The 26689-nt window shown below is 42.3% G+C and carries 28 protein-coding genes; 16 read left to right on the top strand and 12 right to left on the bottom strand.

Going from position 1 to position 26689, the window contains the following annotated elements; all coding sequences use genetic code 11:
* Positions 1–895 precede the first annotated feature (895 nt).
* Both BCU91_RS12945 and BCU91_RS12940 read left to right on the top strand, forming a co-directional pair.
* Positions 896–1147 (top strand): YkgJ family cysteine cluster protein, encoded by a 252-nt coding sequence (locus tag BCU91_RS12945; protein ID WP_102435385.1) that lies wholly within the window; start codon positions 896–898, stop codon positions 1145–1147.
* Positions 1148–1179: 32 nt separating this feature from the next.
* Entirely contained in the window at positions 1180–1635 is a 456-nt protein-coding gene (locus tag BCU91_RS12940) for an Rrf2 family transcriptional regulator (RefSeq protein WP_102435383.1), read from the top strand.
* Here BCU91_RS12940 and BCU91_RS12935 read toward each other — a convergent pair.
* The 4 genes from BCU91_RS12935 to gpmM all read right to left on the bottom strand — a co-directional run bounded on the left by BCU91_RS12935 (position 1610) and on the right by gpmM (position 6362).
* Entirely contained in the window at positions 1610–2362 is a 753-nt protein-coding gene (locus tag BCU91_RS12935) for a divergent polysaccharide deacetylase family protein (RefSeq protein WP_102435381.1), read from the bottom strand. The genes BCU91_RS12940 and BCU91_RS12935 overlap by 26 nt on opposite strands.
* Positions 2363–2372: 10 nt before the next feature.
* Positions 2373–3575, bottom strand: coding sequence for a S41 family peptidase (locus tag BCU91_RS12930; protein ID WP_102531655.1), 1203 nt, complete (start codon positions 3573–3575; stop codon positions 2373–2375).
* Positions 3576–3685: 110 nt separating this feature from the next.
* Positions 3686–4819 (bottom strand): peptidoglycan DD-metalloendopeptidase family protein, encoded by a 1134-nt coding sequence (locus BCU91_RS12925; RefSeq protein WP_198589350.1) that lies wholly within the window; start codon positions 4817–4819, stop codon positions 3686–3688.
* A 10-nt stretch (positions 4820–4829) separates the two neighbouring features.
* Positions 4830–6362 carry a 2,3-bisphosphoglycerate-independent phosphoglycerate mutase gene (gpmM, locus tag BCU91_RS12920; protein ID WP_102531654.1) on the bottom strand — a complete coding sequence of 511 codons (1533 nt, stop codon included), beginning with the start codon at positions 6360–6362 and terminating at the stop codon, positions 4830–4832.
* A gap of 377 nt (positions 6363–6739) precedes the next feature.
* On the opposite strand from gpmM, the gene BCU91_RS12915 reads away from it, so the two are divergent.
* The 4 genes from BCU91_RS12915 to BCU91_RS12900 all read left to right on the top strand — a co-directional run bounded on the left by BCU91_RS12915 (position 6740) and on the right by BCU91_RS12900 (position 10160).
* Positions 6740–7174: a rhodanese-like domain-containing protein gene (locus BCU91_RS12915; protein WP_076541491.1), complete on the top strand. Its 435-nt coding sequence runs from the start codon at positions 6740–6742 to the stop codon at positions 7172–7174.
* Positions 7175–7305: 131 nt separating this feature from the next.
* Positions 7306–7794 carry a protein-export chaperone SecB gene (gene secB / locus BCU91_RS12910; protein ID WP_102435374.1) on the top strand — a complete coding sequence of 163 codons (489 nt, stop codon included), beginning with the start codon at positions 7306–7308 and terminating at the stop codon, positions 7792–7794.
* 3 nt (positions 7795–7797) lie between these two features.
* Entirely contained in the window at positions 7798–8814 is a 1017-nt protein-coding gene (gene gpsA / locus BCU91_RS12905) for an NAD(P)H-dependent glycerol-3-phosphate dehydrogenase (protein ID WP_102435372.1), read from the top strand.
* Positions 8815–8975: 161 nt separating this feature from the next.
* Positions 8976–10160 (top strand): NAD(P)/FAD-dependent oxidoreductase, encoded by a 1185-nt coding sequence (locus BCU91_RS12900; protein ID WP_102531653.1) that lies wholly within the window; start codon positions 8976–8978, stop codon positions 10158–10160.
* A 36-nt stretch (positions 10161–10196) separates the two neighbouring features.
* Here BCU91_RS12900 and BCU91_RS12895 read toward each other — a convergent pair whose 3' ends face one another.
* On the bottom strand, positions 10197–11168 hold the full coding sequence (locus tag BCU91_RS12895; RefSeq protein WP_102476501.1) for a LysR family transcriptional regulator: 972 nt from the start codon (positions 11166–11168) through the stop codon (positions 10197–10199).
* A gap of 250 nt (positions 11169–11418) precedes the next feature.
* Here BCU91_RS12895 and BCU91_RS12890 point away from each other — a divergent pair, with 250 nt between their 5' ends.
* Complete coding sequence (locus BCU91_RS12890; RefSeq protein ID WP_102531652.1) at positions 11419–12021, top strand: NlpC/P60 family protein; 603 nt, start codon at positions 11419–11421, stop codon at positions 12019–12021.
* Positions 12022–12131: 110 nt separating this feature from the next.
* On the top strand, positions 12132–12665 hold the full coding sequence (mog, locus tag BCU91_RS12885) for a molybdopterin adenylyltransferase (RefSeq protein ID WP_102531651.1): 534 nt from the start codon (positions 12132–12134) through the stop codon (positions 12663–12665).
* 72 nt (positions 12666–12737) lie between these two features.
* Here mog and BCU91_RS12880 read toward each other — a convergent pair whose 3' ends face one another.
* Positions 12738–12917, bottom strand: a complete 180-nt coding sequence (locus BCU91_RS12880; protein WP_102435901.1) for a hypothetical protein — start codon at positions 12915–12917, stop codon at positions 12738–12740.
* A gap of 163 nt (positions 12918–13080) precedes the next feature.
* Between BCU91_RS12880 and BCU91_RS12875 the strand changes: the two genes are divergently transcribed.
* Positions 13081–14085 carry a helix-turn-helix domain-containing protein gene (locus BCU91_RS12875; protein ID WP_102531650.1) on the top strand — a complete coding sequence of 335 codons (1005 nt, stop codon included), beginning with the start codon at positions 13081–13083 and terminating at the stop codon, positions 14083–14085.
* A 74-nt stretch (positions 14086–14159) separates the two neighbouring features.
* On the opposite strand, the gene BCU91_RS12870 is transcribed toward BCU91_RS12875, so the two are convergent.
* The 4 genes from BCU91_RS12870 to BCU91_RS12855 form a co-directional block, all read right to left on the bottom strand.
* Entirely contained in the window at positions 14160–14396 is a 237-nt protein-coding gene (locus tag BCU91_RS12870) for a hypothetical protein (protein ID WP_102531649.1), read from the bottom strand.
* Between the two features lie 103 nt (positions 14397–14499).
* Positions 14500–15648, bottom strand: a complete 1149-nt coding sequence (locus BCU91_RS12865; RefSeq protein WP_102531648.1) for an ABC transporter permease — start codon at positions 15646–15648, stop codon at positions 14500–14502.
* A complete protein-coding gene (locus BCU91_RS12860; protein WP_102531647.1) occupies positions 15648–16382 on the bottom strand; it encodes an ATP-binding cassette domain-containing protein in 735 nt (244 codons plus the stop codon). The genes BCU91_RS12865 and BCU91_RS12860 overlap by 1 nt, the downstream gene beginning before the upstream one ends.
* Positions 16383–16384: 2 nt before the next feature.
* Complete coding sequence (locus BCU91_RS12855) at positions 16385–17818, bottom strand: alpha/beta hydrolase (RefSeq protein ID WP_241904086.1); 1434 nt, start codon at positions 17816–17818, stop codon at positions 16385–16387.
* Positions 17819–18021: 203 nt separating this feature from the next.
* Here BCU91_RS12855 and BCU91_RS12850 point away from each other — a divergent pair, with 203 nt between their 5' ends.
* From BCU91_RS12850 to BCU91_RS12830, 5 genes are all read left to right on the top strand, one after another.
* Entirely contained in the window at positions 18022–18396 is a 375-nt protein-coding gene (locus BCU91_RS12850; protein ID WP_102531645.1) for a GntR family transcriptional regulator, read from the top strand.
* Between the two features lie 104 nt (positions 18397–18500).
* Entirely contained in the window at positions 18501–19346 is an 846-nt protein-coding gene (locus tag BCU91_RS12845; protein ID WP_102531644.1) for an ABC transporter ATP-binding protein, read from the top strand.
* Positions 19343–20635, top strand: coding sequence for a hypothetical protein (locus tag BCU91_RS12840; protein ID WP_102531643.1), 1293 nt, complete (start codon positions 19343–19345; stop codon positions 20633–20635). Before BCU91_RS12845 ends, BCU91_RS12840 begins: the two co-directional genes overlap by 4 nt.
* A 116-nt stretch (positions 20636–20751) precedes the next feature.
* Positions 20752–22545, top strand: coding sequence for a long-chain fatty acid--CoA ligase (locus tag BCU91_RS12835; protein WP_102531642.1), 1794 nt, complete (start codon positions 20752–20754; stop codon positions 22543–22545).
* A gap of 197 nt (positions 22546–22742) precedes the next feature.
* Complete coding sequence (locus BCU91_RS12830; RefSeq protein WP_102531641.1) at positions 22743–23153, top strand: thioesterase family protein; 411 nt, start codon at positions 22743–22745, stop codon at positions 23151–23153.
* Positions 23154–23166: 13 nt separating this feature from the next.
* Here BCU91_RS12830 and BCU91_RS12825 read toward each other — a convergent pair whose 3' ends face one another.
* Positions 23167–23592: a thioesterase family protein gene (locus BCU91_RS12825; RefSeq protein WP_102531640.1), complete on the bottom strand. Its 426-nt coding sequence runs from the start codon at positions 23590–23592 to the stop codon at positions 23167–23169.
* Positions 23593–23740: 148 nt separating this feature from the next.
* On the opposite strand from BCU91_RS12825, the gene BCU91_RS12820 reads away from it, so the two are divergent.
* A complete protein-coding gene (locus tag BCU91_RS12820) occupies positions 23741–25009 on the top strand; it encodes a hypothetical protein (protein WP_133126607.1) in 1269 nt (422 codons plus the stop codon).
* Positions 25010–25114: 105 nt separating this feature from the next.
* On the opposite strand, the gene mtnC is transcribed toward BCU91_RS12820, so the two are convergent.
* Positions 25115–25795: an acireductone synthase gene (gene mtnC, locus BCU91_RS12815; protein ID WP_076541452.1), complete on the bottom strand. Its 681-nt coding sequence runs from the start codon at positions 25793–25795 to the stop codon at positions 25115–25117.
* A 260-nt stretch (positions 25796–26055) separates the two neighbouring features.
* On the opposite strand from mtnC, the gene BCU91_RS12810 reads away from it, so the two are divergent.
* Positions 26056–26505 carry a cytidine/deoxycytidylate deaminase family protein gene (locus BCU91_RS12810; protein ID WP_102435917.1) on the top strand — a complete coding sequence of 150 codons (450 nt, stop codon included), beginning with the start codon at positions 26056–26058 and terminating at the stop codon, positions 26503–26505.
* Positions 26506–26689 lie beyond the last annotated feature (184 nt).

The following is a 26689-nucleotide window of genomic DNA, read 5'->3' as shown; positions in this document are numbered from 1 at the left end:
ACGCCGTGGGCGAGGGTTCGTCTCTTGATAAGAGTAAGTCCGCTCCGCCAACATTACGATAAGCCCTGCTAGCAATAGCAGGGCTTATCGTATCTGTTATTTAAAGAATGAATAATAGTGACTTGCAAAAGTAGTTTGCTAAAGCAGCGGTAATTCAGTTGCTTAGACGCTTGATTAGAGATCAACGGCCTGTAACGCCGTGGGCGAGGGTTCGTCTCTTGATAAGAGTAAGTCCGCTCCGCCAACGTAAAGACGAAAGCCTATACAGCAATGTAGAGGCTTATTTCGTTTTAGAAATGAATGAATTGTCAGCGAGAAAGCGAAAGTTCAGCTGTGTGAATCTGATAATGTGATTGTTATTAGAGACTGTCGACTCGTCACACGCTAAGACGCACTGGTATAACTCTTGATAAGAGTAAGTTAGTTGCGGCAACATAAAGAATAAAGATCAAAGCCTCAACCGTAGTGATTTAGTGCAAGGTAGAGGCTTTTTTAGTTCTGGAATTTAGTTTTTATTTACTCAATATTAATGCAGAAGTAGAATATTCGGTTGGTCGAGATGTTTTTAGAAACTGCCGACCTATGAGACGTTCGAATTTCAAGATCCAAGAATTAAGGTTCTATTGCAACATGCAGACTTTTTGTTTTTAGCAAATTAAGAAAGTTTTTGGCTTATTGCATCAATCTTGTCTAAATGAAAGTAAAGGCTTTTTGTCATTATGGGTAAAGGCTTTGACTCTTTAACTCTAGTCAATACAGATACAAGTAGTTTCGATTGTACCCAAAACTCACATTTTTAAACAAAAGATGCATTTAATGTACTTTTTTTGATTTAGATGTTTTTATATTAGTGATGAGTAAGATATATTGCTCTTTTAAGCAGGTAGGTGGAAGTATGGATTGTCGTTTAGGTTGTGGTGCATGTTGTATTGCTCCGTCAATTACCAGTCCAATACCCGGCATGCCTAACGGTAAACCTGCAGGGGTTCGCTGTATTCAGTTAAATGACGATAATTTGTGTAAGATTTTCGGCGATCCATCAAGACCTGCTGTTTGCGCAGAATTTACCGCGACAATGGATGTTTGCAGTACATCAAATGAGCAAGCATTGATTTTGATCACTGAGCTAGAAGCTTCAACGTCTTAGTATGTACCTTTAATTAGTTTGGATATGACTTTATGCAACTGACCCGTTATACCGATTATGGCATCCGTATTTTAATGTACCTTGCTGCACAGCCAAAAAGAGAGACTTTATTTCGTATTGCTGAAGTCACGGAAGTCTTTGAGCTGTCTTCTAATCATGTTGCAAAGATTATTCATCATCTGGGTAAGCTAGGTTATATACAAACTTTACGTGGTAAAAGTGGTGGGTTTAAATTAGCAGTGAAGCCTAGTGACATTAATCTTGGTCAGCTTGTTGGTGAATTAGAGCCTTCACTGGCCCCTGTTAATTGCAGTGAACCCTATTGCCGCTTTACGCCAGCATGTAGTTTAAAAGGTATTCTTGCGAACGCAGTTGCTGCATATATGAACGTGCTGAATGACTGCACTTTGGCTGATATCGTTAAGAATGCAGATGAGTTAATGGATACCTTACCTGATTTATCTATCTCAATACTTGAACTGAACTAGTGGCTTTATTACTGATCATTGTTACGGGCAACAGCTTTGAAGTATGGACTAGGCTAATTCCTTCGGCTTCTAAGCGATGTAAATTTTGATTCAAAAAGTGCACTGTTTCAGGATATGGGTGTGCTATTACAACAATATTTTCATCGTTTTTTGCTTTTAGTATGATCTGCTTAAATTGTTTCTCTAGTGCCTGCTCACTGACATCGTTATCTAAAAAAATTTGTCTGCGTAATAATGGCACCTCATGTTGCTGCGCCTGCTCACTGGCAACACTAAAGCGGGTTGTCCTGCTATCGACAAAATACAAGTCCTGCTCTTTTAAGCTTTGCATCAGCCAAGTCATTGGGCTTTCAAGTTGTGTGAGCAAACTGCCCATATGGTTATTTGCCCCTTTAGCATAAGGGATATTGGCAATAGAATCTTTTAGCTGGTGTTTTAACTCTTGCTCATCCATTTCATTCGTTAAACCACCTTGGCCTAGGTTTTTACCATTGAGTGCCTGCATGGGAATATGCAGCATAATTTCATTGCCACGCTGATGGCCTTGCTTTGCAAGTTGCTGACCTAATGGAGTATGAGGTATTACCGAAAGGGTAATGCCGTTTGGTAAAGACAAAACCGCCTCATCGGTTTGACGATAACCAATATCGTCAATGATGATAGCGATTTGGGTTGCTTGAACTGGAGCCGTTAACAGTAAAGCTAAAAGTATCAATATATAGCGCACAAAGTCTGCTTTAATTATGAGTTGTTATCCATGCAATAGCGGAAGAAATTTGACCATCCTGTGGTTCATCATATTGCGCTGTAGTTTGTTCAATTATATCCAGATAATCTGTTTTTAGGATAGCATCATTTGATATTTTAATGTCCGGTTCAATGCCTTTAGTGTGAATGTCGTTACCATCTGGCGTGCTATATTTTGCAATCGTGAGCTTTATAGCGTTGCCCATATCCAGCATGGGGATCAAACTTTGCACCGTACCTTTTCCAAAGCTGGTTTCTCCCACTAGCGTGGCGCGGTTATTTTCTTGTAATGCTGCAGCCAGTACTTCTGATGCCGATGCTGAGCCCTTATTAATAAGTACTACCATAGGCACGCCTTTAAATATGGTAGGTTGCGATGCATAGTAGTTTTCATTTGCATCGAAAAAACGCCCTTCAGTTGAAACAATTAAACCTTTTTGCAAAAACAAATCAGCAATACTGATGGCTTGACTGAGTAGCCCGCCGGGATTGTTTCTAACATCAATAATAAGACCTTTTAATTGCTGTTGTTGCCATAGTTTAGCTTGGTTAATAATGGCATTGGTAGCGTCTTCCTGAAACGAGTTAAGTTGTATATAGCCGATATTATTATCAATAATTTTCGCATTAATTGATTTAATATGAATTAGCTCAGGGGCGAGATTAAATAGAAGTGTTTCGTTAGCTTGGCGCTCAATGGTGAGTGTTATTGGTCGATTGTTGATACTGTGCTGCTTAATCTCGGTAAGTACATCGGTTAAATTGGTTTGATCAATCAGGATGTCGTTAAGTTGCAGGACCTTATCGCCAGGTTGAATATTAGCGCGGGCCGCAGGTGAGTTGGCATAAGGAGTAATGATAGTGATTTGGTTGTCATCAGTTGCCACTTCAAAGCCGAAACCAAAGTACTGGCCATTATTACTGTCATTAATGCTTTGATAATCGCCAGTATCTAAAAAGCCTGAATAGGGGTCTAGTTTATTGAATATTCCTTCGATGGCGTATTCAATTAAGTCTTCACGGTCTACTTCGTTAAAGTAATAGGTATGAACCGTATCGATGACATCAAGTAAGAGTGAGTAACTGTATTCAGATTGGGTTTTATAGTGTTGCTCTGAACTGGATAAGTTCAATGAAAATGCAACGCTTACGCCTAATATGAAGCACAAAATATAACGTGTAATTTGCATCATAACTGCCCCTTAGATACCTTGCGGTATAATTAGGGCGTCGATTGTTCAACGATTAAACCTACGGAAGGTTTGATAACCGCTAAAGATTAAATTACTTTATTATTAGCGTGTTATCGACAATATCTCGCTGGGTTAATGGCTTGCCCTTTGTGTCTTATTTCAAAGTATAGGCCAGATTCTGTTTGTCCGCCTGAACTCCCAACAAGTGCAATGGATTCACCTTTTTTAACGGTTTCGCCAGGTGGAATAAGTAATGACTGCGCGTGACCATATAAACTCATATAGCCTTCGCCGTGATCGATCACCATAACCATACCAAAGCCTCGTAACCAGTCTGAATAAATAACGGTGCCGTGAGCAATAGCGGTGATGGTTTGTCCTTCAGGAGCGGCAATTACCGCTCCTTTCCAGCTGATTTGTCCTGAGCGGCTACTGCCAAATTTGGACGAAACTCGTCCTTTAGTTGGCCATTTTAATTTACCGCGCAGCTTGGCTAAGCCATCCATTGAGGGGCTATTTTTGGCCGCCAGCACCGCTTGTTCAATAAGGTGTTTTAAGCTCGCTTCTTCAATTTGTAGTTGTTCAAGCTCTGCGCCTTTGCTGGTCAAGGTGCGTTGAATTTGTGCTAAGGTTTGTTGACGTTGTGATTGTTCTTTAGCGAGTTGTTTAGCCTGCTTTTGTTGCTCAAGAATTAAGGAATTAAGTTTTTGCTGTTCATTAACTTGCTCAACTTTAACTAGCTCTAATTGCTCAATAGTTGTTTTTAAACTGGTAATGGCTTTAATACGGGCATTATTAAGGTATTGATAATACGCTAACATCCGCTCAACTGTGGCAGGGTTTTGCTGGTTAAGCATCATCTTTGAATAGTCATGGTTACCGGCAAGGTAAGCGCTAGATAATTGTTTAGATAAGGTCTTTTGCTGCGTAACTCGCAGTGTATCTAAGTTGACTTTTTCAGCATCAAGTTCGCGAAGTTTAGTATTTACCGCAGACAGTGAGTTTTGGGTTTGATTAACTTTTTGAGCAGCATTAGAGATAGCTTGCTCATCTCGCTTTAACAACGAAATGAGCTTTTCTCGTTGACGACTGGTGTCCTTCAAAGAGCTTTGTTGTTGGTTAATCTGAGCCTGAATAGATTTCAGCTCTGATTGACGCTTACCAAGATCGGCACTTTGAACTGATGATGTCAGTATCACCAAGCCAGCAAACATGCTGGCTTTAAACAAAAGTCGTTTTTTCACGAGTGGCTAGTTACTCTTTGAGTTTAATGATTGAACGGCCGGTCATTTCCTGCGGCACTTCTTGTTCCATCAAGGTTAACATAGTCGGCGCAATATCGCTCAATCGTCCACCTGCATCAATGGTGGCTTCACGGCCTACATAAATGAAAGGTACCAACTCACTGGTATGGGCAGTATGAGCTTGACCCGTTTGTTCATTGGTCATTTGCTCAGCATTACCATGATCGGCAGTAATAATGCATTCGCCGCCGACTTTCGCTAGCGCCTCTACTACACGACCAATACAAGCATCGACTGCTTCACAGGCTTTAACCGCAGCATCAAATTTACCGGTATGTCCGACCATGTCACCATTTGGATAATTACAAATAATCACGTCATAGTCAGTAGACTCAATGGCAGCAACTAATTTATCAGTGAGCTCGGTTGAGTTCATTTCAGGCTGCAAATCATAAGTTGCCACATCTGGCGACTTAATCAAGGTGCGATCTTCGCCTTCAAATGGCTCTTCTTTGCCGCCATTAAAAAAGAAGGTCACATGGGCATATTTTTCTGTTTCAGAAATACGCAGCTGTTTTTTACCCTGTTTTTGTAAGGTTTCACCTAAGGTATTGACCAGATCTGTTGATGGAAATGCCACCACAGCGTCAATGTCATTAGCATAGTTGGTTAGCATCACGAAGTTGATTGCAGGGGTAACTTCACGTGTAAAGCCAGCAAAATCGGTTTCGACAAAACAACGAGTGATTTCTCGGGCGCGGTCAGCGCGAAAGTTCATGAAGATTAACGCATCGCCATCAGCTAAGCTTGCGGCCTCACCTATGGTCGATGCAGCGACAAACTCATCGTTTTCATCACGTTCGTAAGCGGCGTCTAGTGCATCAACAGCACTGTCATAGTTGAATTCACCTTTACCTTGGGCGATTAATTTAAATGCTCTTTCTACACGATCCCAGCGGTTATCACGATCCATGGCGTAGTAACGACCAATCAATGAGGCTACCTTACCGTGACCCAAGCTTGCAAATAACTCATCAAAATGGATCAAAGAGTTTTTTGCGCTACGAGGTGGGGTATCACGACCATCTAAAAAGGCATGTAAATACACCTTAGTGGCACCGCGCTCAACCGCCATGCGGCACATGGCTTCAATGTGCTCTTCATGGCTGTGAACACCACCTGGCGACATTAAACCCATAATATGCACAGCGCCATCATTGGCGATAGCTTTATCGATTGAAGCGCACAGTGCCTCATTTTGATTAAACTCATTGTCAGCAATGGCTTTGCTAATGCGGGTAAGCTCTTGGTAAACAATACGGCCAGAACCAATATTGATATGACCCACTTCTGAGTTGCCCATTTGACCGTCAGGTAGGCCAACATCCATACCTGATCCGGAAATTAAACTGCTTGCATATTGGGCGGTTAACTTATCTAAAACTGGAGTTTTCGCATGAAAAACCGCATTTTTATGCGTATTTTCACGATGACCCCAGCCATCTAAGATAAGTAATGCCAGTGGACGTTTTGGTGTCGTCATGGGAGTACCTTTAAGTTTTAAAAGAAAAAGTTTTAAGAGAAAGCTAAAATTTTAATGGTATGGATATTACTTCTTTTTCAGCTCCTGAAAAAGAAATTTACCTTTGAAGAGCGGCTCAGTAGAGGCAATTTACGATGAATAGCTTGCCCTGTCACAATCCCGTGCAAGATGAATAAGGCTCAATAACAACACATTTAGTCAAAAATCTGTGAGCTATTGCCCTTAGGATAGTAAGCAAATGCAATGTTTCGTCGTTAAAGTGCTGCCCATGGCACAGTAGAGAAGATGATTAGGCTTGAATTTGCTGCATTATAAAGATGCAATCGGTATACTCTGTGGCTTATTAATTTTAGCCATTTTTAAAGTAGGCAGAGAAGATGCAAGAATATATCGAATTTTTTCAAGCTAACCCTGTATTAAGTATCGCATGGGTTGGTTTATTTGCTGCAGTTGTGGTGATGACCATTAAATCAGCAACCTCAAAAGTGAGCAACGTCAATACTCAAGAACTGACCATGCTAATGAACAAGCAAGGCGCTAAAGTTGTTGATGTGCGCTCTCAAGACGATTACCGCAAAGGTCACATCGTTGACGCTATTCATGTGCCATTAGCAGAAATCAAAAATAATAAAGCGACAGCCCTTGAAAAGTTTAAAACCAGTCCCATTATTACTGTATGTGCTGCTGGAATGACATCTTCGCAAGCTGCTCAACTTCTTGTCGCTCAAGGGTTTGAGAATGTTCATAACCTAAAAGGCGGTATGGGTGATTGGCAAGCGGCAAACTTACCTGTTGTTAAAGGTAAGAAGTAAGATAACAAACTGGTGAGACCCAATTTACCGGGATGGTCTAAAATGTTGTCTAACGGCCACATTTTAGCGACAAGCCCAAATTTACGATTAGCTTCGCAGAAGAGCTAAAAAACATTTGAAGGTAGGAAATCATGGCTGAAGTAGCAAACAACGAAGAGCAAGCACCACAATTCAACATCCAACGCGTTTACACAAAAGATGTGTCTTTTGAAACGCCAAACAGCCCAGAAGTTTTCCAAAAAGAATGGAATCCAGAAGTTAAGCTGGATCTTGATACTCGTAGCAACAAGCTATCTGATGATGTTTATGAAGTGATCCTTTCTCTAACTGTTACTGCACAAAATGGCGAGCAAACTGCTTTCTTATGTGAAGTTCAACAAGCGGGTATCTTCTCTATCACTGGCTTAACTGAGCAACAACTTGCTCACTCTTTAGGTGCTTACTGCCCTAACGTACTATTCCCATACGCACGTGAAACAGTAGGTAACTTAGTTTCTCGTGGTACTTTCCCACAGCTTAACCTTGCTCCAGTGAACTTTGATGCACTATTTGCACAATATGTTCAACAGCGTCAGCAAGAAGCTGCAGCAGCACCAGCTGCTGAAGAAGCAAACGCATAATATATGAATAACACTGCTGAAATTGCGGTTTTAGGGGCGGGGTCTTACGGCACCGCCCTTGCCATTTCTCTTGCAAGAAGTGGCCACAAGACCTTACTTTGGGGTCATGAGCCTGAGCACATGACCGCGTTAACTAACGATCGCGCCAATAATGCCTTTCTACCAGGGATTACCTTTCCTGATAGTCTTGAAATTGAAGCCGACTTAGCCACCGCACTTGCTGCCACTAAAAATGTATTGGTTGTGGTGCCAAGCCATGTGTTTGGTTTAGTACTGCAACAGGCCAAGCCTTTGCTACGAGATGATGCACGCATTGTCTGGGCGACAAAAGGTTTAGAGCCTGAAACAGGTCGATTACTGCAAGATGTTGCTCTTGAGCATCTTGGGGATAAATTTCCATTAGCAGTATTATCAGGCCCAACCTTTGCAAAAGAACTGGCTGCAGGTATGCCAACAGCAATTTCGGTAGCGGGCACCTGCCCAAGCTTCACTAATGATTTAGTGGAACTACTGCATAGCCCGAAACGTTTACGTGTTTACGCTAATGATGATTTTACCGGCTTACAATTAGGTGGCGCAGTTAAAAACGTTATCGCAATTGGCGCTGGCATGTCTGATGGCATTGGCTTTGGTGCCAATGCACGCACCGCATTAATCACTCGTGGTTTGGTTGAGCTAACCCGTTTAGGCGTTGCTTTAGGTGCTGATGCTAATACCTTTATGGGTATGGCAGGCCTTGGTGACTTAGTACTAACTTGTACCGATAACCAATCACGTAACCGTCGTTTTGGCTTGGCATTAGGTAAAGGCTGCGATGTCGATACTGCTCAAGACGAAATCGGTCAAGTGGTTGAAGGCTATCGCAACACCAAAGAAGTTTACACTTTAGCTAAACGTCTTAATGTTGAAATGCCTATCACTGAGCAAATTTACCAAGTGTTATATCAAGGTAAAAGCCCAACAGATGCCGCTAAAGAGCTACTGGGTCGAGACCAAAAGTCTGAAACCATTAGTGAATAGCTAAAGGCATGTGTGTAAGTGTGAATGCGACTAAAAGGGTGCTAATATAGCGCCCTTTTTTGTGGCTTAAATATACCGCTTGCTAGCTGATTAACGCTGTCGAGTAGGCAGCGTAAACTGTCACAATAATCGCCCCCAATCATTTTAAAGAGAGTAAGCTTGTGAAACATCATGACGTGATCATTATTGGCGCTGGCGCAGCAGGACTCATGTGCGCCTCTACTGCTGGCTATCGAGGTCGTGATGTTCTAGTGCTAGATAATGCTAAGCAAGCAGGCCGTAAAATTCTCATCAGTGGCGGCGGTCGTTGTAACTTCACTAATCAAAAAGTGGAACCTCACAACTTCTTGTGTGGTAACAGCCACTTTGTAAAATCTGCCTTAGCACGTTACCGTTCAAGTGACTTTATCGAGTTAGTTGAGCGTCATGGCATTGAATATCACGAGCGTGATCATGGGCAGTTATTTTGTAATGACTCAGCTAAAGAAATTGTCAGCATGTTAATGACAGAGTGTGAATGGGCTGGCGCGCAAATACAGCTACGCACTGAGATTGTGTCGGTCACCAAAAATGATGCTGGGCAGTTTGCAGTCGTGACCTCAAACGGTGAGTTTAGTTGTGAGTCACTGGTGATTGCCACGGGCGGCTTATCAATGCCCAAACTTGGCGCATCACCTTACGGTTACAAGCTTGCAGAACAATTTGGACTAAAGGTGTTACCGACCACAGCAGGCTTAGTGCCGTTTACATGGCATACGGAGCAAAAAGCGCGTTTCGAGCCTCTGTCGGGCATTGCGGTGCCAACAACAATCACCGCGCAAGATGGCACTCAGTTTAGCGAAGCATTGTTATTTACCCATCGCGGCTTATCAGGCCCGGCAATTTTACAAATTTCAAATTACTGGCAAGCAGGCCAAAGTATTAGCATTAACCTGTTACCCAATGAGTCAGCGAAAGATAAAATCGAGCTAGCGCTTGCAAATCACCCTAAGCAAAGCCTACGTAACACCATCAGCCAATGGCTACCAAAGCGCTTGGTTGAAGCGTTATTTGAAGCAGCACTGCTTGATAAAGCCTTAAACCATTTAGGCCACGGTGAGCGTGAGCAAATAGCACAAGACCTTAATGAATGGTCAATCGTGATGAACGGTACCGAAGGCTATCGCACTGCTGAAGTCACCTTGGGTGGCGTTGATACTAATGAGTTATCATCTAAAACCATGCAGTCTAGCAAGGTTACTGGATTGTACTTTATTGGTGAAGTGATGGACGTCAGTGGTTGGCTCGGAGGGTTCAACTTTCAATGGGCTTGGTCGTCTGGTGTGGCGGCCGGGATGGCGGTTTAGCTTGTTTATCGCGCCAGAGCAGGGTAAACAAGCTCACTACTGCAGCTGGGTATTTTCATAGCAAGCCTGATATTCAGCTAGGTTCGTTGTCATCACCTGAGTTAACGCATCTGTGAACTCTTGCTCATGGGAATCATGGTATTGCAATGAATGTAGTGGTACTTTCCATTCATGCATGATCTTAATATTTTTATTATAAAAGTCAGTTATATCAACCAGTTCAATATCATCGCGTTTTTCACCGATAAAGTAGGGAAATATCGTTGATGCCAAGCAAATATCATTAGAATTTACCACTTTTTCAAATGCCATAAATAGGCTTGAAGTCATTAAGCTTACCTCGGGTTTCTGGTTAACTTTTTGCGCGCAAAGTTCAAAAAGGTCATTCAAGTCTGCAATGGGACCATTATTGGTTAATACCAGTTTGTGATTAAAAATGGCCTCCATGGTGATTTCATTTTTCAAAATAGGGTGGTTCTTTTTAACGGCTAAAAACCAATATTTCACCTCAGCTAACGTGCTAATTTGGACATTTTCCTGCTGACGAGTACGAGTGCCAAAAGCGTAATCAATTTTACCTTGGGCAATATATTGTTCAACGTTGTCAGCCCAGGGGTGGATGTCAACGGTTCTAGATATGCCTAAGTCTTGATTAACCTGTTCAATGGCATCAAGAATAAAGCTCGACATATGCTCTGGCGCAGCGATATGTAGCACTTTCTGCTGCAATGGCTGCCTGTTTGCAACCTGGGCCATTTCATCGTAAGCGGCAATGATGGCTTTCGCTAAAGGGTATAGGCGCGAGGCCATGGCGTTGGGCTGTAAGCCATATTGCTTTCTGATAAACAGTTCATCATGGATAACTTCACGCATGTTGCTTAGCGCTCGGCTTATCTTAGGCTGAGTGCTATTGAGTTTCTCTGCCACTATGCTGCCATTTTTAAATTCGAATAAACCGATCAGCACTTTTAACGTAAAATAATCTAGTCTTGACAGTTGTTTTTGCATAGTTTTTTACCAAGTGAGCCAGTCTGGATGAGTAAGTTAGCATAATATGTAGTTGCTAAAGTGTGCTTAAATCACACAAATACCTAAATAGGGGTATGTTTTGGGTTTTGTACGATCTATTTCTCATTATATTCAGTTAGATACTGCATTAATTTGAGGTGCTTGTTGTTGGTTTGTTCTGGTTTGGTGACGTTGAGGTTTAAGATGCTAAACTTTTATCTGCCTTGTTGGTCACAGGGGGCTTTAATTAATGAAAACCATTCCCAATACGCAGATAAAGCGTAAAAGTATTGATAGTTTCCTAGATAATGGCGAGTTAGTAGCGGAATACATCACAGAGGTGACTTTGTACAAAAAAATCCTTATTGCGTTTATTGCACTTGTCATTAGTGGTTGTGCTGCACGTATTGAGCAAACTGCTGGCAATGGCAATGGCAATGGCAATGGCATAGCTGTCGATGGGTATAGCGTAATGACTGATGCTCAACGATGGAATGAAGCTCGTTTACTGCAATTTCACCAGCAGTGGCAGGGTACACCATATCGATTAGGCGGATTAACCAAAAAAGGCTTAGATTGTTCTGGTTTGGTGTATGTGGCTTATCAAGATCTCGTGGGGCCCAGTATTCCAAGAACTGTGCAAGGTCAAACAAGCTTAGGTATTCGCATTGCTAAAAGTGACTTACAAAGTGGTGATTTAGTGTTTTTTAAAACCACGGGCAGTGGACGTCATGTTGGGGTGTATTTGTCTGGTAATCGCTTTTTACATGTATCGACCAAAAAAGGGGTGATTATTTCCAGTATGGATAATGTTTATTGGAAACCGCGATACTGGTTTGCTAGTCGTATTTAACACCGTTTCGCTATCTGTTGATCAATCTCTCCGCTATGGCAGATAAATTATGTTATTTTAGCCTCATCTAAGTCGTTATTGTTTATGTGATCAAGTTTAAGGACCCAGTCATGACTAAAGCTAAAATCGGTATTGTTACTGTAAGTGATCGTGCCAGTGCAGGTGTATACGAAGATTTATCAGGTAAGGCCATCATTGCTGTACTAAATGAGTACTTAACCTCTGAATGGGAACCTGTTTATAAAGTTATCCCTGATGAGCAAGATGTGATTGAAGCCACCTTGATAAAAATGGCCGATGAGCAAAATTGCAGTTTGATTGTGACCACTGGTGGTACCGGCCCTGCTAAGCGTGATGTGACCCCTGAAGCCACAGAAGCGGTGTGTGATCGCATGATGCCAGGCTTTGGTGAGCTAATGCGCGCTGAGTCATTAAAGTTTGTACCAACGGCTATTTTGTCTCGTCAAACAGCAGGTTTACGCGGTGATTCACTGATTGTTAATTTACCAGGCAAGCCTAAGTCAATTCGTGAATGCTTAGATGCAGTGTTCCCAGCGATCCCTTACTGTATTGATTTAATGGATGGCCCATTCTTAGAATGTGATGAAGCGGTAATTAAGCCATTTAGACCGAAAGCTAAATAATGAGCTGAGAAGTTTGTTATAGCGATGAATAAAAACCAGCCGCGGCTGGTTTTTATGTTTGTAATCTAGCATTTAAGCCCCTTTTCGGAGGATTAAATTGGCACTGTAACCAGTAAATAACACCAAACTTGGTATGGCAACAAGGTGGGCAAATATATCGGGTTCAGTACTAAAGTTTAGCCAAAATAGTAATCCCCAGCTTATTAATAAATAGCCAATGCTGAGTGCGATATGCGGTATGTATTTTTTCATTGTAGTTTCCTTACTGGTATTTCATTCACTAAGTTATTACTGGCTGAGCTCCTCAATGACCAGCTTTAAACTTACATCTACCAGTATAAAAACTAGACAATCCGTTCGTAAGTGTCATTATTGACAAAATCAGGGTCGATAGTGACATTGTTTGGGGTTTATCATGAAAAGGATTTACATTCTTGCTGCGGGTAATGTTGTCGCAGGTGGTTTAGTCAGTTTTCTCGATGTGTTCAGTTTCTGTAATAGTTATTGGCGGCGGATGCATGCCGAGGTGACTGAAGACTTATTCCATTGTCAGGTCATTTCCAGTGATGGCGAAAACGTTAAAACCACCCAAGGATTCGAAATTCCTGCCAAAGGCTTTGAGCATCCTGAAGATATTTTGCAAGCTGATGCGGTTATTTTGGCAGCCTCTTTTGTGACCAATCGGCAGGAATTTCAAGCGCTGTTAACCGATTTTGAGCCATTGTTTGCGCCGCTAGCCACCTTTGTGGAAAGTGAAAAACCGTTAGCGGCTTATTGTTCTGGGACACTATTGCTAGCGGCATCGGGGCTACTTAACCAAAGGCGAGCCACGACGGTGTGGTGGCTAAGGGAAATGTTTGAGCGCAACTTTAAAGAAGTTGATTTGAGTATGGATACATTCATTGTGTCTGATGGTCAGTTTCACACCGCTGGGGCGACTACCTCAAATTTAAGTTTGGCGCTGCATTTGGTATCAATGCTGGCTGGCGAGGAGTTGGCGCAACAGATGTCGAAGATATTATTGATTGACCCCAATCGCTCTCAACAGCCTTTTATGACCATGTCTATTAATCCTGAGCAACATAATGATGAGCTAATCCAAAAGGTGCAGTTATGGATGCAAGTAGATTTGAGTCAGCATTGGTCATTGGATGACATTGCCGATAAATTTGCAGTGGGTAAACGCACCTTAATTAGACGCTTTAAAAAAGCGGTTAATGAAACCCCAGCCAGTTATATGCAGCGCTTACGTGTGGATGAGGCCAAGCGATTACTTGAAACCACGGAACTGGGGATTGAACAAATTGTTGAACGAGTGGGCTATGAAGATAGCAGCTCATTTAGGAAGTTATTTATTCAGTTAACTAGTTTGTCGCCAAGAGCATATCGACAAAAATTTAACACCCATACTTGCTGCTGATTTAAAATATAGATAAACAAAAAGCCAATAAAATCGGTGGTTTTATTGGCTTTTTTAATCGTGTTGGCAAGGTTTTACAATCCATTGATAGTTTGCTTTAAATCATAACCTGGCTCAGTGACAATGGTTTCTAGCGTAGCTATCCGCGTTTGCAGTTCTTTATTTTGCTGGCGAAGCATGCTGATTTCAGCATTATTATCTTTGTCATGTTTTGTCGATTTTATCTTGACGTAATGCTTAAACATTTCCGTGGCAGTTGTGCCCAGGGTAATGATGATAACTAAGGCCACAATGGCGTATTCTTGTTCCATACTAAACTCCTTCTATTTGATGAACCCAAGCTTGGGTTAATAACAATGACGATAGAGGCCATTTGCTGATAAAGCTCAGCAAAATGACCTGTGTTATCGACGCTTATAAACCAAAAACCACTTTCTCGCTTTTCAGCAGTTTCTCTAGTCCTAAAGCAAGTGCAACTGACAAGACTAATGTGGCACCTGAAGACACCAATAACTGCAGCATTGGGATTTCTCGCCCTTTAATAAAGGCCATTAGTGCTTGTTGCTGACCTGATACAGGCAGCCACTCCAATACATCTGGTGCAATGTTATAGCTGGCAGCCATGGATAAGGCTAATGGGACAAATAGCACCATGGTTAAATAAGACTGGGCCTCTTTAAAGCTTTTGGCCATGAAAGACACAAACAGCTGTAACGTTGCCGCCATGATGGCGAGTGGAATGCCGATAAATAGCATCAGTCCCATAAAGTCAGGCGAGATGTTGACGCTAAAGCCGAGTTCCTGCCAAGGGACAAAGGTATAAGCGAATTTAGACACCAGCAAGATCAGCAGCAAGCCCAGTAAAGCAAAGCAGGTGACCGCAATGATTTTTCCCAGCACTAACTGTCGCGTGCTGATTGGGTGACTTAGCAGCAAGGCGAGCGAATTACGCTCGCGTTCACCGGCACTGGTATCAATGGCCAAGTTCATGCCAGAGATAAACACCGAATAAATCATGGTGAAAATCGCGATACCCAAGATAAAGCCACCTTTAGAGTCAGGTGTAGCCTGATCTTCTACAATCACTTTAACTGGCTGTACAACCGCTGGATTAATTCCGCGTGCAATTAAGCGTAAACTGCCCATTTCACTGCTGTAAGCTTGCAACTGTAGCTCAACTCTACGAATTGATTTTTGTAGCTTTTCATTAGAGTTATCTGCAATTAAGGTTACTTCAGCAGGTTTAGCTTTAGCCATATTCTCGGCGTAATCGTCACTAATAATAAGCTCAATGTCTTTGACATCTTTTACGCTGACGCCTTCATCTGTCGAGGCATTGATGCCGCGATTATTGAGAAAACGGACTAAATCAGGCGCATTGTCACTGTTAGTAATATTAATGTTTAAATCTTCTGGGCTTGATAACTGTCCGATTAACACCATAAACATGCCGCACATTAATAGCGGTGTGCCGATAGCATAATAAAGTCCAGCCATGACAGAGCGTTTGTCGCGCATGGCGTCGATGAGTTCTTTGCGAACCATTGCAATAACTGTTTTCATTAGGCTGCGATCCCTTCGTCAGTTCCAATTAATTGTATAAATGCATCTTCAAGTGAATCCTTGCCTGTTTGTTGGCAAAGCTCTTCTGGGCTGCCTGTGGCAACGACTTTACCGTCTGCCATCACAATCACTTGGTCACAAAGTGCGGCAACTTCTTGCATAACATGACTTGAAAACAGCACGCAGTGTCCAGCGGCCTTGAGCGAGAGCAAAATGTCACGCAGTAAGCGTGTACTCATCACATCCAAACCACGAGTCGGTTCATCCAAAATAATATTGGTCGGCTTGTGCACAATAGCCTGCGCTAATGCAGTTTTCATTCGCTGGCCTTGAGAAAACCCTTTGCAGCGTCTATCGGCAATATCTTCAAGTTTGAGCTGAGCAATCACATCTTGGGTTGCTTGCTTAGCGTCATTTTTTGACATGCCACTGAGCTCGGCAAAGTAGCTGATGTATTCTCTAGGCGATAAACGCTCATAGAGGCCAAATGGATCTGGGAATAAGCCCAGTTGTGCTTTGGCTTTAGTTGGCTCTTTAGCGACATCAATGCCGTCAATTTCTGCATGACCTTCATCGGCGGCAAGTAAACCAAATACAGTGCGTAGACAGGTGGTTTTACCTGCGCCATTAGGGCCAAGCAAACCCGTGATATGACCGTCATGTGCGCTGAAGCTGAGGTTATCAAGTGCTTGCACGTCACCAATTTTTTTAGATAGATTCGTTACAGTAATCATGATTATTCTTCCTCAGTTGTCGTTGGAATAACTTCAACGGTGTTGGCATTTAAGTAAAAACTACGGCTCACATCTTTTTCTAAACATTCGCCATCGATATTGTCCAGCGAGCCACTCGTGACTAAATCTGCCATTAACTCATTGCCGCAACTTTGGTATGCGACCCCGTGAGTGGCGAATTTGGAGATAAAGTGTTTTGCATTGCTGAGCTTTTCGGTGGCCATTTCGCCCCAGCTTGGTGGAGTGGCAGGATCTAATTCGCCAGATAATAATAAGGTGGGGATGTCGCTTTCGATGGCATCACTAAAACTGCTATCAACTTGCGGCATATTCCATACGCTACAGGTGGCTTCTAACCCCTCAATCATGGTGGTTGCCATGTATGAGCCTTTGGCTCGTTGGCGAATGTCATCAGTAAGGCGGTGTATGTCTTCTCCACACACCACAGATGCATGCATTCCCATTGCAATCCCAGTGCTGTCGGCAGTAAGGGTATAAATACCTAAAATGGGTTGATAGTTACCGATAGATGCTTGATGAATCGCATGGGGAATTAAGGCTCGAATATTGGGCATATACAAGGCCATACGAATTGCGCCGTTAAACTTGCCACGGGTTAAAGTAAAATCAGCGATTTCATCGGTTTGTGGATTGCGGGTTTGCGTGACGATAGCCGCTTCAGCTAATGCGTTATCCACCTGTTGAAAATCTTGCTCAAGCGTAGGGAACTGCTGCTGACATTGGCTGTTTTTCTGACAATCTTTAAATAATAAGACGTAGCCTCTATCAATAGCACTACCTATTGCAATCACACTTTGCTGCATTGGCACCACACCATCTAAAGTAACTGTGGCGAGCGCTTGTGGAAATTCGCGCATATAAAGTTGCGCCATACGCGTGCCATAAGACACGCCGTATAAATGGAATTTGTCGTAGTTTAAGTGTTCACGTACAGCTTCAAAGTCTTTAAGTGCCGTTAAACTGCCGTACTGGCTCACATCAGCATCAATCTTATCGAGACACTTTTGCGTGTCTGCAACATAGTCCATGTCGTCATCATTAAAAGATAAGGCTGACATATTGTCGTCATCACAAGCCAAAATACTGGATTGTCCAGTACCACGTTGGTCAATTAATAGAATGTCTCTATCTTGACGCACTTTCGCCAGCACGCGATTAAAGCCTGCCGCATTTTCAATGGCTGACTGACCTGGACCACCTGCAATGGCTAACAAAGCTTGTTTTTTAAAGCTGGGTTTAATCGCAGGTAATACTGCGTAATGAATCGCGATTTGCTTGCCATCTGGTATAGCTGGATTTTCTGCCACCATTAATGAACCGCATTGAACTTGCTCTGATAGGCCATCAACATAACAAGCTGATAGTGGTGCCTGATTTGACGTGGTCTCTTCTGCTGTCACTGACAAGCTAAGCATAGAGAGCAAACCAACTTGAATTGCGCTGATTAATTTTGATTGGCGAGCCAATAGCTTTGGCTTACGAACCTTATTAAACGTTCCTTGCAACATAACTTTTCCGATGTTCATAACATCTTTCCTTTTTGCATTTCAGGATGATTGTGGTAACTTAACATTAGTGTATCGGTGTATCAATGTATTAATACAGTAAGTAAAGGCTAATGCTAGAGCTAATAAAAGTCAACCCCAGTAGTGGCGAACCTATTTATCGACAATTGCATGAACAAATTGTGCGTTTGATTGTGGGTGGGCAGCTACAAGTAGAGCAAGTGCTACCTTCTGTTAGGCAGATGGCAGAGCACCTTGCTGTCAACCCAATGACAGTATCACGTGCCATTCAGCAATTAGTTGAGCAAGGTTGGCTAGAGCGTCGCCGCGGTCAGCCAACGCGGGTTGCGCAAAAGCAGGATTCACCAACGACTTCTAGCTTGCAGCTATTAGCACCTCAAACCAGCGATTTGATCAGCCAAGCAAAACAGCTGGGAATTAGCTTGGAAGAAGTCCAACAATTACTTGCAAAAGAGTGGGATAAGTAATCTTTAAGCCATTCACGAATAAAATAAACCCTACGACCAGCAGTAACGAAATAACAATAATATAGCTGGTCATATTGAGTCAGCAGATAACAAGGAACGAGTTAATGGATACTAGCTCAGAAGTGATTCTTGAATTTAATCAAGTCAGTAAATCATTTGATGATAAAACGGTATTAAAGCAGCTTAGCTTTAGTTTATCAGCAGGCATGGTCGTGGGATTATTGGGCCAAAATGGCGCTGGTAAATCTACGCTAATGCGCAGTGCTTTAGGTATTTTAGATGTTGATGCTGGTAGCGTGACAACATTAGGTGAGCCCGCGCTTAATCTCAGCACTAAAGCCAAAGAAAAAATTGGTTATGTACCGCAGCAGCCATTTGGTTATGAAGGTTTTTCAGTTAAAAGTGCCCTTGAATTGCACAGCAGTTTTTATCCTGATTGGGATAAACAGCTGGAAACAGACTGGTTAACGCGCTTTGGGCTAGAAGCGAAACAACAAGTACAACGCTTATCTGTCGGTCAACGTCAATCATTGGCGTTAATCATGGCCATGGCTTATCGCCCGCAATTACTTATTCTTGATGAACCCGTTGCCAGTTTAGATCCCATTGTGCGCCGCCAATTCATGTCGGACTTATTCGAGCTGGTATTAGAGTCTGGCTCTGCAGTGCTATTTTCATCGCATATTACCTCTGATATTGAGCGGGTTGCCAGCCATGTGGCGCTAATAAAGCAAGGCGAGCTAGTGCTATTTAAAGAAATCGATGCTTTACGTGAAGAAGTGAAGCTGGTGCAACTTGATGCAGATGCCGTGTTGCCTGACAGTATAAAAGTGCTTAATCGCAATCAACATACTGCGCTGGTGGACAATGTTGCACAGGTGGAAATAGCTGGCGCGAAAAATAGCTTGGCGCTTAACTTGGATCAATTGTTCATGGAATTACATCGATGAGCAGATCAAATATTACGTCAGTTAATCCGTTTAAAGGCTTTTATCACCAATGGTGTAAGGATGTTGGTAGCGTAAGCTTTCTTCTTACTGGTTTATTAGGTCTATGTTTCGCTGTAGTAAGTGTGACTGTCCGCCCTGAAAAAGTAGAGTCGCTTTATTTGCTCATCGGAATGAGTATTCTGTCAGTGTGCACTGCAATTGCTTGGCAGCTGATCAAGCTAGCCGCCAATGAGGCCGCAGTATTAACGCCTTACTATCGTAGGCTGGTTTATATTCAATCTACAACGCTATTTTCTGCCTGCCTTGTTGTTTGCTCCGTCATTTTAGTTTGGGCTCAACAACCCTTTGTTAGCAGCATTTGGTACATACTCGCCATCGGTTTAGGTCTGATTTATACCTGCATGAAAAATCCTAAATGCTTCAACTACTGTGTGGTGCTTTTCTTCAGTCTGCCATTATTAACTGAGCTAGAATTGTTGTTGCCCAAGCAAATAAATAGGACTAGTTTTTTACTACCAATAATCCTTATTGCGCTAATCATCAAGCAGACTCGAGAGTTGACTTGGTCAGATGATGCTCGATCTGTGTATCTTAATGGGCTTGAAACGGGTTGGTTAGTACTGCCTAAATTCAGTCAATCATTACCGCTAGTTAAGTTGAATCAGTATTTTTATCCTGCCAGTTACTTCATTGGGCCAATGCTCGCGGCACTATTGATAGCGATTCCTGTACTGGGCGTGATAGGTTTACTCGCAGCTGCCTACTTTACGCTAGATGCGCCGATGTTAATGATCGTATCTCAGATGTTGTTAGTTCTATGCTCGCTAGTGCATTGGACACGTGTTCAGCGTTGGCGAGCTGCGGAAAGCTTATTTGTATTACCGAGCTTTAACGGGAAACAAGACTTGCTCAATCAGTTTTTCAAATCTCAATTACGCTTACTTGCCTGTATTACGCTTTTAATGAGCTTTTTGACGATGATAGCGGCAATGTTTAATCCACAAATATCGATAGCAGTCGGCGTACACTTGGTTGTGAGTGTGATCTGGTCAAGCGGGATTGCTCTGGCTTTAGGTGCGATGAGTCGCTCAGTGTGGCAAGTTAGCTTATCTATGGCCATGGTAGCGATTCAAGCCTTATGGTTATCTAACTCATTAGTGCAATTACGAGATCAAGGTGCTATTAATGCCATATATTACTGGGGCGATATAGGGTTACTGGTGTTAATGGCGGCTTTACTGGTTATAAGTAAAGACAAATTATGGAAAAATGGTGTTACCAAAATGTAATAATCGGCCTTAAAGTGTGAATTGATACCAATTTAGATTAAAAAATCTTATTTTTCCTTATTCGTTAAAGTAGAATGCAAAAAGCGGAACACTTGTAAGCTTAAAGGTAATTAGCCATGTCTCTTGAAAAATTTCATATCGTAAGATTGCTGCAGCAGCAAAGCCAGTCATTAACAGATAATGTCGCACTCGAAGGATTTGAGATGGCCGCTCCATGGAACAAAGTTTCTTGGAGTCAGTTTGATACTATTACCAATAAAGTCGCACAACTGTTGATCGACTTTGGACTTAAAGCACAGGACAAAGTTGTCATTGTGGCGCAAAACAGCCCTCAATGGAGCTGTGCAGATATAGGGGCATTAAAAGCCCGTACAGTGGTCGTGCCTGTATACCCAACAAGCCCAATGGAACAAGCGGTGTTTATCGTAAATGATGCTCGCGCTAAAGTTATTTTCGCAGGTGATGAAAGTCAGTATGCGACAGCGTGTAAAATTCAAGCCCAGTGCGAGAGTGTAGAGCATGTCATCGTGTTTGATAATTCGGTGACATTAGCATCAGATGAGCATTTTCATTTTGATGACTTATTAATTTCTGAGACAACGCCAGCAAGCGAAGCTGAATTAACCCTACGTTTATCACAAACCAGCCTTGATGATTTACTGACCCTTATTTATACCTCAGGCACCACAGGTGACCCAAAAGGTGTGATGCTGGATTACCGTAATATCGCATCAATGGTTGAGCAACATGATGCTGAAATCGCCTTTAAATCAGGTGATGTATCGTTAGCCTTTTTACCATTAAGCCATGTATTTGAGCGTGGTTGGACTTTCTACGTACTTTGCCGCGGTGGTCATAATGTTTACTTAAATGACACTAACCGCGTTAAAGAAGCCATTGCTGCAGTTAGGCCGCATACTTTATGTGTGGTGCCACGCTTTTTAGAAAAAGTGTATAGCGCAGTTCATGACAAGGTGAATAGCGCCCCGGCAATCCGTCAAAAGCTGTTTAACTGGGCAATCGGCGTGGGTGCGCGTCAGTTTGAAGTAAGCCAAGGCCGTAAACGTGCCAGTTTTGCTTTATCTACGCAGTGGAAATTGGCTAACAAATTAGTCTTTAGTAAATTGCAAAACGTATTGGGTGGACGCCTTAAGTTTATGCCTGTTGGCGGCGCTGCGTTAGATGTTAATGTCGGCGGTTTTTTCCATAGCATTGGCGTACCTATTTTATGTGGTTACGGCATGACAGAAACCTGCGCTACAGTAACCTGTAATACCTTAGATAACCGAGTATCGGGGTCAAACGGCAAGCCATTACATGCAATGGAAGTTAAAATTGGCGATAACAACGAAATTCTAATTCGCGGTGAGACGGTAATGCGTGGTTATTATAATCGCCCACAAGATACCGCAGAAGCTTTTGAAGATGGTTGGTTAAAAACCGGTGATGCCGGCATGCTAGATGCTGAAGGTAACTTATATATTACCGATCGCATTAAAGAGTTAATGAAAACCTCAAATGGTAAATACATCGCCCCGCAGCGTGTTGAAGGTAAAGTCAGCTGTTGTCCATTCATCGAACAGGTGGCTATTGTCGCTGATGCGCGCAACTATGTTTCGGCCTTAATTGTACCGGCATTTGAATCATTAGATGCGTGGGCAAAAGAGAAAGGCATCATTTACGAGTCGCCATTAGAATTACTGCGCCACACCCATGTTATTGAACATTTTGAACAGCGTTTAAAAGAGCTACAACATGAGTTAGCAGGATTTGAAAAAATCAAAAAATTCACCTTACTACCGGAAGCATTCTCGACTGAGTCAGGGTTAATCACCCCAACCATGAAGTTGCGTCGTAAGAATATTTATACTAAATATGACCGTGAAATTAATGCGATGTACGCTCGCTAGTACGGATTAAATCAGTACGGCAGTACGAATAAGTTACTGGTTTACATTTATTTCAAAAGGGAGCTGATAGCTCCCTTTTTTTTGTGGCCATTATTTATAGGTGACTCAAACACGAAGGTCGCTTAAGCTATCGGCTGCCGAGTTTAAATCCGCTGGTTATAACAGCTTAAAAACAATAATAATAAAAGGACTTACCTGTGTCTGATACTCAATTTACCCTGAATCTTACGCCACGTTTTTGCGAAACCGATGCCTTAGGCCATATCAATAACACAGTGATCCCAGTGTGGTTTGAAGCGGCGCGTGAGCCGATTTTTGAGATTGTGAATCCCGGCCAAGATTTGTCGAAATGGAACATGATTATTGCTGGTTTTACGATAGCTTTTAACGCACCGACTTTTTATGGTGCTGAAGTAACGGTAAAAACCTATGTGAGCCGAGTGGGTAACAGCAGTTTTGAAATAGCTCAAAGCTGTTGGCAAAATGGTCGCCAAACAGCAGAGGCCAAAACCACTATGGTGCATTACGATTATCAAGCAGAAAAGAGTAAGCCGTTAACTGATGCAGTAAAAAGCCAACTAGCGCAACTAGCTGGCCCTGCAGAGTAATCTAGCTTATAAGCTATTCGCCATGCTGCTCTAATGCTGCTAATAATTCAGCAGTCAGAGTGGCTTTTTGGCCAGTTTTAAAGTTAAACATCACCACTTTTGCGCTGCCTGTAGTGGTAATCGCTTGTTGGGCTTCACTAAAAACACGGTAATGCATCATAAAGCGGTCTTGTTTAATATCGCTGATAGTGATGCCAACCAGTAGCGTGTCAGGAAAGGTCACTGGGCGCTTAAATTTCGCCTGAGTTTCACTAAGAACGGGCCCTACCGAAGTTTCCTTTAACTCTTTCATCATGTTTATTTGACTGAAAAAATCAATTCTGGCCGTCTCAAAATAGCGGAAATACACCGCATTATTGACGTGATTAAGAGCATCCATTTCTCCCCATGCCACAGGGATTTCAGTAATAATTGAGTTTTGCGCGATAAACTGTTCCATAACACCACTTTATTTAAACGTTTGTTTGAATTTTGTGCAGCATATCAGTCGCTAACAAATTCAACAACCTCGGCTAATTCTTTGCTATCGATTTGCCAATATGCTTTGATGATTAATAATGATGTCATTGCTAGGGAACGCGCAGAACTTGAAATCCTTAAACTATGCTCGCTTGCAGCAGCTAATCAGCGAACCCATAAATAGTTGGCGCGCCTTGCCAGGCGCTATTCTCACCTACTTTAAAACCGTTATCGGCAAGCTCACCGTGGCGCAAAAGCTATACTTTATTGCGTTTCTGCTGATGCTGGTTTTTGATGGTTTCACCTTAGTGGCTATCATTGCCATGATTGCGATGATGGTCGAGTTTTGGCCACTATTTACTAAAACCTGGCATAGTTTGGCCGGCAAAGCCTTTTTATTATTATTTTATGCGGTGATAGCTAACTTTTCACTAGTATGGGCTGGTACCGTGGTGAATGAAGTCACCGGTATTTCGGCTCAGCACTTAGCTTATACCCACAATTTAGTGGTGCTGCTGTATATGCCTGTGTGGTTTGTGGTGATCAGTGGCATCGCTTTAATGCTGCTTCAGTTTGCTATCCCACTATATTTTGTATTCCGACCATTTTTTAAATTGGTTGGTGTGAAAGCGATTAGCTTTACCAACAGCGAGCATTACCGTAAACGGACTATTTTGTTACGGGTGATCCTGGCTTATATCGTGCTGACCAATATCTTGCTGCTGGGAGATTTTGAACACAGTTTTGATAGCATTGACCCCAAGGCCAGAATGGCGAGCTTATTAAAAGAAGAAGCCAGTGTGCAGGGAAGAAATGTTGTTAAAGCGCCAGAGCCTACAACGCAAGAGCCAATTCCTGCAAAGCCAATCGCTGAAGAGAAAATCCCCCAAGAGCTTGAACAGCTGGTTAAAGATATGACGGGTAATTCTATCGCTGAAATTAACCAGGGTAATTTAGCGCCAGCGGATATTACTGCAGATTTAGCAGAGCCTACCTCTGAACAATCAACACCTGAACAAGTTGGCTTTGAAGAAGTTGAATTTGAAAAGACTAAGCAGCTGATTGAAGATATTACCGGAGAATCAACCGAAGATATTGCGGCCGCTGATTCATTTAATATTAACTTTAGCGATGAAAATACTGAGCGCCGTTATGACTTAGTGCGTGAAGCTTACCGAGTGTTGGTAAGAAGCATGGTAGCAGGCTTTGTGTATTATTTTGAGGCTGACCAATTTTCTCGTTGTGAGCACATTAAAGACAGTAAAGTGGTTGAGCTTAATGACTATGAAATTTTAGAGATTAGCGCTGATAAAGAGAAAGGTAAATACGGCTACACATTTACAGTTAAGCAGTGTATTTCTCCTGCGTTTCCAGCGTCTTATTATTCGGCCCAATAAGTGGTTTTGCAAATTTGAAGGCTGGTTTTAGATAGCTTATTTTGTAAGACGTAAGCCATAAAAAAACGACCATCAAGGTCGTTTTTTTATGGTCGTTAACCATGCTTAATCAATGGTTAACTCAGCAAAGCTTTTGATTTGTGCAAACTTAGCCGTTTTTTGGTTTTCAAAACGCACCATATGGCGGGTATGTAGACCTGCTGCTTCAGCGGCTTTTAGCTCTTCTACCACATCAGAGATAAACAATACCTGCTTAGGGCTCAAGCTGATGGTATTTAAGATATTGCAGTAAGCCTGCTTGTCTAATTTGTTACCGGTACGGGTATCAAAATGGCCACTAAATTTAGGGGTTAAATCACCCGCATCGCTGTGGCTAAATAATAGTTTTTGCGCTTCAGCAGAGCCTGACGAAAAGCTATAAAGACGAATATTGCTCGCTTCTAAGCCTGGCATGGCATCAATAAAATCTGGATAGATATGGCCTGTAAACTCGTTAGCGGCATAACCTTGCTTCCAAATTAACCCTTGTAAGGTTTTTAATGGCGTAGCTTTGCGGTCTTCATCAATCCATTGAGAGAGGATTTCAGTAACGCGTTCAATTGAAGCGTCTGCTTCTAATGCTAAGTCGCGTACATCACTGATACAGTATTCAACTAGCGGGTTATGTTGATTTTGCGCTAGAAAATCACCCATAGCCTTTTTTGAATAAGGAAATAGTACATCTTGAATAAAATCTAGATCAGTGGTGGTGCCCGCTGTATCTACGATAATCGCTCTAATACCCATAATGAATATGTACTCCAATCCTTAAGTTTGCCTGCTGAAGATCCTAAGCTTTATTGGGGCTATTGGCTAGTCCAAATAACAACTTGTGGCGCAGTAACGCACAAATCAGTCGGCAGTATTTATATTTTTGCTAGCTACGCAGATGAAAACAGCCAATATTCAACAATCTTACTGTAGAAAAGGTGAGAATGTTAACAACATTAGGTATGATGAATTCAGTTACTTAGCTAAAAACATCATCACCTTAAAAGGCTATTACTATGATCTCAAAATGGGCAAAACGATTTTTCCAAATGGCAGAACTGGTAGGCTCTTGGAGTAAAGATCCCTCTACCCAAGTGGGCGCGGTGATCACCAAGCATAACCGTATAGTGTCTGTTGGCTTTAATGGTTATCCCCATGGTATTTCTGACAGTGCAGAAACCGATGACCGTGATATGAAGCTACTTAAAACCCTGCATGCGGAAGAAAATGCCATTTTATTTGCTAAGCGAGATTTAGATGGTTGTGATATTTGGGTGACCCATTTTCCTTGCCCTAACTGTGCTGCCAAGATTATCCAAACCGGGATAACCGGGGTGTTCTGCCCAGAGCAAAGCACAGACTTTTTGTCTCGCTGGGGCGACAAGATTAAAATTAGCCAAGATATGTTTTTACAAGCTGGGGTTAAAGTGAACTGGTTACCGATAAACGAACTTAGCGACGATTAACCTTACTGTAACTAATACGCTGAAGAAGTCGCCTTATTGGCGACTTTTTTTGTGGTTGATTTTCGGGTTATAGCTTGCGTCATTTTATTTCACTGCTGTACTCATTCACCCCCTAGCTAAGTTTTTCACAACTTACTAATACTTAAAAAGTATAAAAATCAGTATTGTTATTACTCGCTCAATT

Origin of the sequence: Shewanella sp. 10N.286.52.B9, from assembly GCF_002873635.1 — a bacterium.
GTDB lineage: Bacteria > Pseudomonadota > Gammaproteobacteria > Enterobacterales > Shewanellaceae > Shewanella.
The sequence above is the reverse complement of the archived record's forward strand: the minus strand, read 5'-3'. Positions and strand labels throughout refer to the sequence as shown.

What these genes read in the sequence shown, in the direction of transcription:
- BCU91_RS12895 (WP_102476501.1), bottom strand. Translation starts at nt 11,168, where the DNA reads ATGCAAAAACAACTGTCAAGACTAGATTATTTTACGTTAAAAGTGCTG.
- BCU91_RS12835 (WP_102531642.1), top strand. Translation starts at nt 20,752, where the DNA reads ATGTCTCTTGAAAAATTTCATATCGTAAGATTGCTGCAGCAGCAAAGC.
- mtnC (WP_076541452.1), bottom strand. Translation starts at nt 25,795, where the DNA reads ATGGGTATTAGAGCGATTATCGTAGATACAGCGGGCACCACCACTGAT.
- BCU91_RS12825 (WP_102531640.1), bottom strand. Translation starts at nt 23,592, where the DNA reads ATGGAACAGTTTATCGCGCAAAACTCAATTATTACTGAAATCCCTGTG.
- BCU91_RS12845 (WP_102531644.1), top strand. Translation starts at nt 18,501, where the DNA reads ATGGATACTAGCTCAGAAGTGATTCTTGAATTTAATCAAGTCAGTAAA.
- gpsA (WP_102435372.1), top strand. Translation starts at nt 7,798, where the DNA reads ATGAATAACACTGCTGAAATTGCGGTTTTAGGGGCGGGGTCTTACGGC.
- BCU91_RS12945 (WP_102435385.1), top strand. Translation starts at nt 896, where the DNA reads ATGGATTGTCGTTTAGGTTGTGGTGCATGTTGTATTGCTCCGTCAATT.
- mog (WP_102531651.1), top strand. Translation starts at nt 12,132, where the DNA reads ATGACTAAAGCTAAAATCGGTATTGTTACTGTAAGTGATCGTGCCAGT.
- BCU91_RS12930 (WP_102531655.1), bottom strand. Translation starts at nt 3,575, where the DNA reads ATGATGCAAATTACACGTTATATTTTGTGCTTCATATTAGGCGTAAGC.
- BCU91_RS12855 (WP_241904086.1), bottom strand. Translation starts at nt 17,818, where the DNA reads ATGCTTAGCTTGTCAGTGACAGCAGAAGAGACCACGTCAAATCAGGCA.
- BCU91_RS12850 (WP_102531645.1), top strand. Translation starts at nt 18,022, where the DNA reads ATGCTAGAGCTAATAAAAGTCAACCCCAGTAGTGGCGAACCTATTTAT.
- gpmM (WP_102531654.1), bottom strand. Translation starts at nt 6,362, where the DNA reads ATGACGACACCAAAACGTCCACTGGCATTACTTATCTTAGATGGCTGG.
- BCU91_RS12915 (WP_076541491.1), top strand. Translation starts at nt 6,740, where the DNA reads ATGCAAGAATATATCGAATTTTTTCAAGCTAACCCTGTATTAAGTATC.
- BCU91_RS12865 (WP_102531648.1), bottom strand. Translation starts at nt 15,648, where the DNA reads ATGAAAACAGTTATTGCAATGGTTCGCAAAGAACTCATCGACGCCATG.
- BCU91_RS12880 (WP_102435901.1), bottom strand. Translation starts at nt 12,917, where the DNA reads ATGAAAAAATACATACCGCATATCGCACTCAGCATTGGCTATTTATTA.
- BCU91_RS12860 (WP_102531647.1), bottom strand. Translation starts at nt 16,382, where the DNA reads ATGATTACTGTAACGAATCTATCTAAAAAAATTGGTGACGTGCAAGCA.
- secB (WP_102435374.1), top strand. Translation starts at nt 7,306, where the DNA reads ATGGCTGAAGTAGCAAACAACGAAGAGCAAGCACCACAATTCAACATC.
- BCU91_RS12890 (WP_102531652.1), top strand. Translation starts at nt 11,419, where the DNA reads ATGAAAACCATTCCCAATACGCAGATAAAGCGTAAAAGTATTGATAGT.
- BCU91_RS12810 (WP_102435917.1), top strand. Translation starts at nt 26,056, where the DNA reads ATGATCTCAAAATGGGCAAAACGATTTTTCCAAATGGCAGAACTGGTA.
- BCU91_RS12940 (WP_102435383.1), top strand. Translation starts at nt 1,180, where the DNA reads ATGCAACTGACCCGTTATACCGATTATGGCATCCGTATTTTAATGTAC.
- BCU91_RS12840 (WP_102531643.1), top strand. Translation starts at nt 19,343, where the DNA reads ATGAGCAGATCAAATATTACGTCAGTTAATCCGTTTAAAGGCTTTTAT.
- BCU91_RS12870 (WP_102531649.1), bottom strand. Translation starts at nt 14,396, where the DNA reads ATGGAACAAGAATACGCCATTGTGGCCTTAGTTATCATCATTACCCTG.
- BCU91_RS12875 (WP_102531650.1), top strand. Translation starts at nt 13,081, where the DNA reads ATGAAAAGGATTTACATTCTTGCTGCGGGTAATGTTGTCGCAGGTGGT.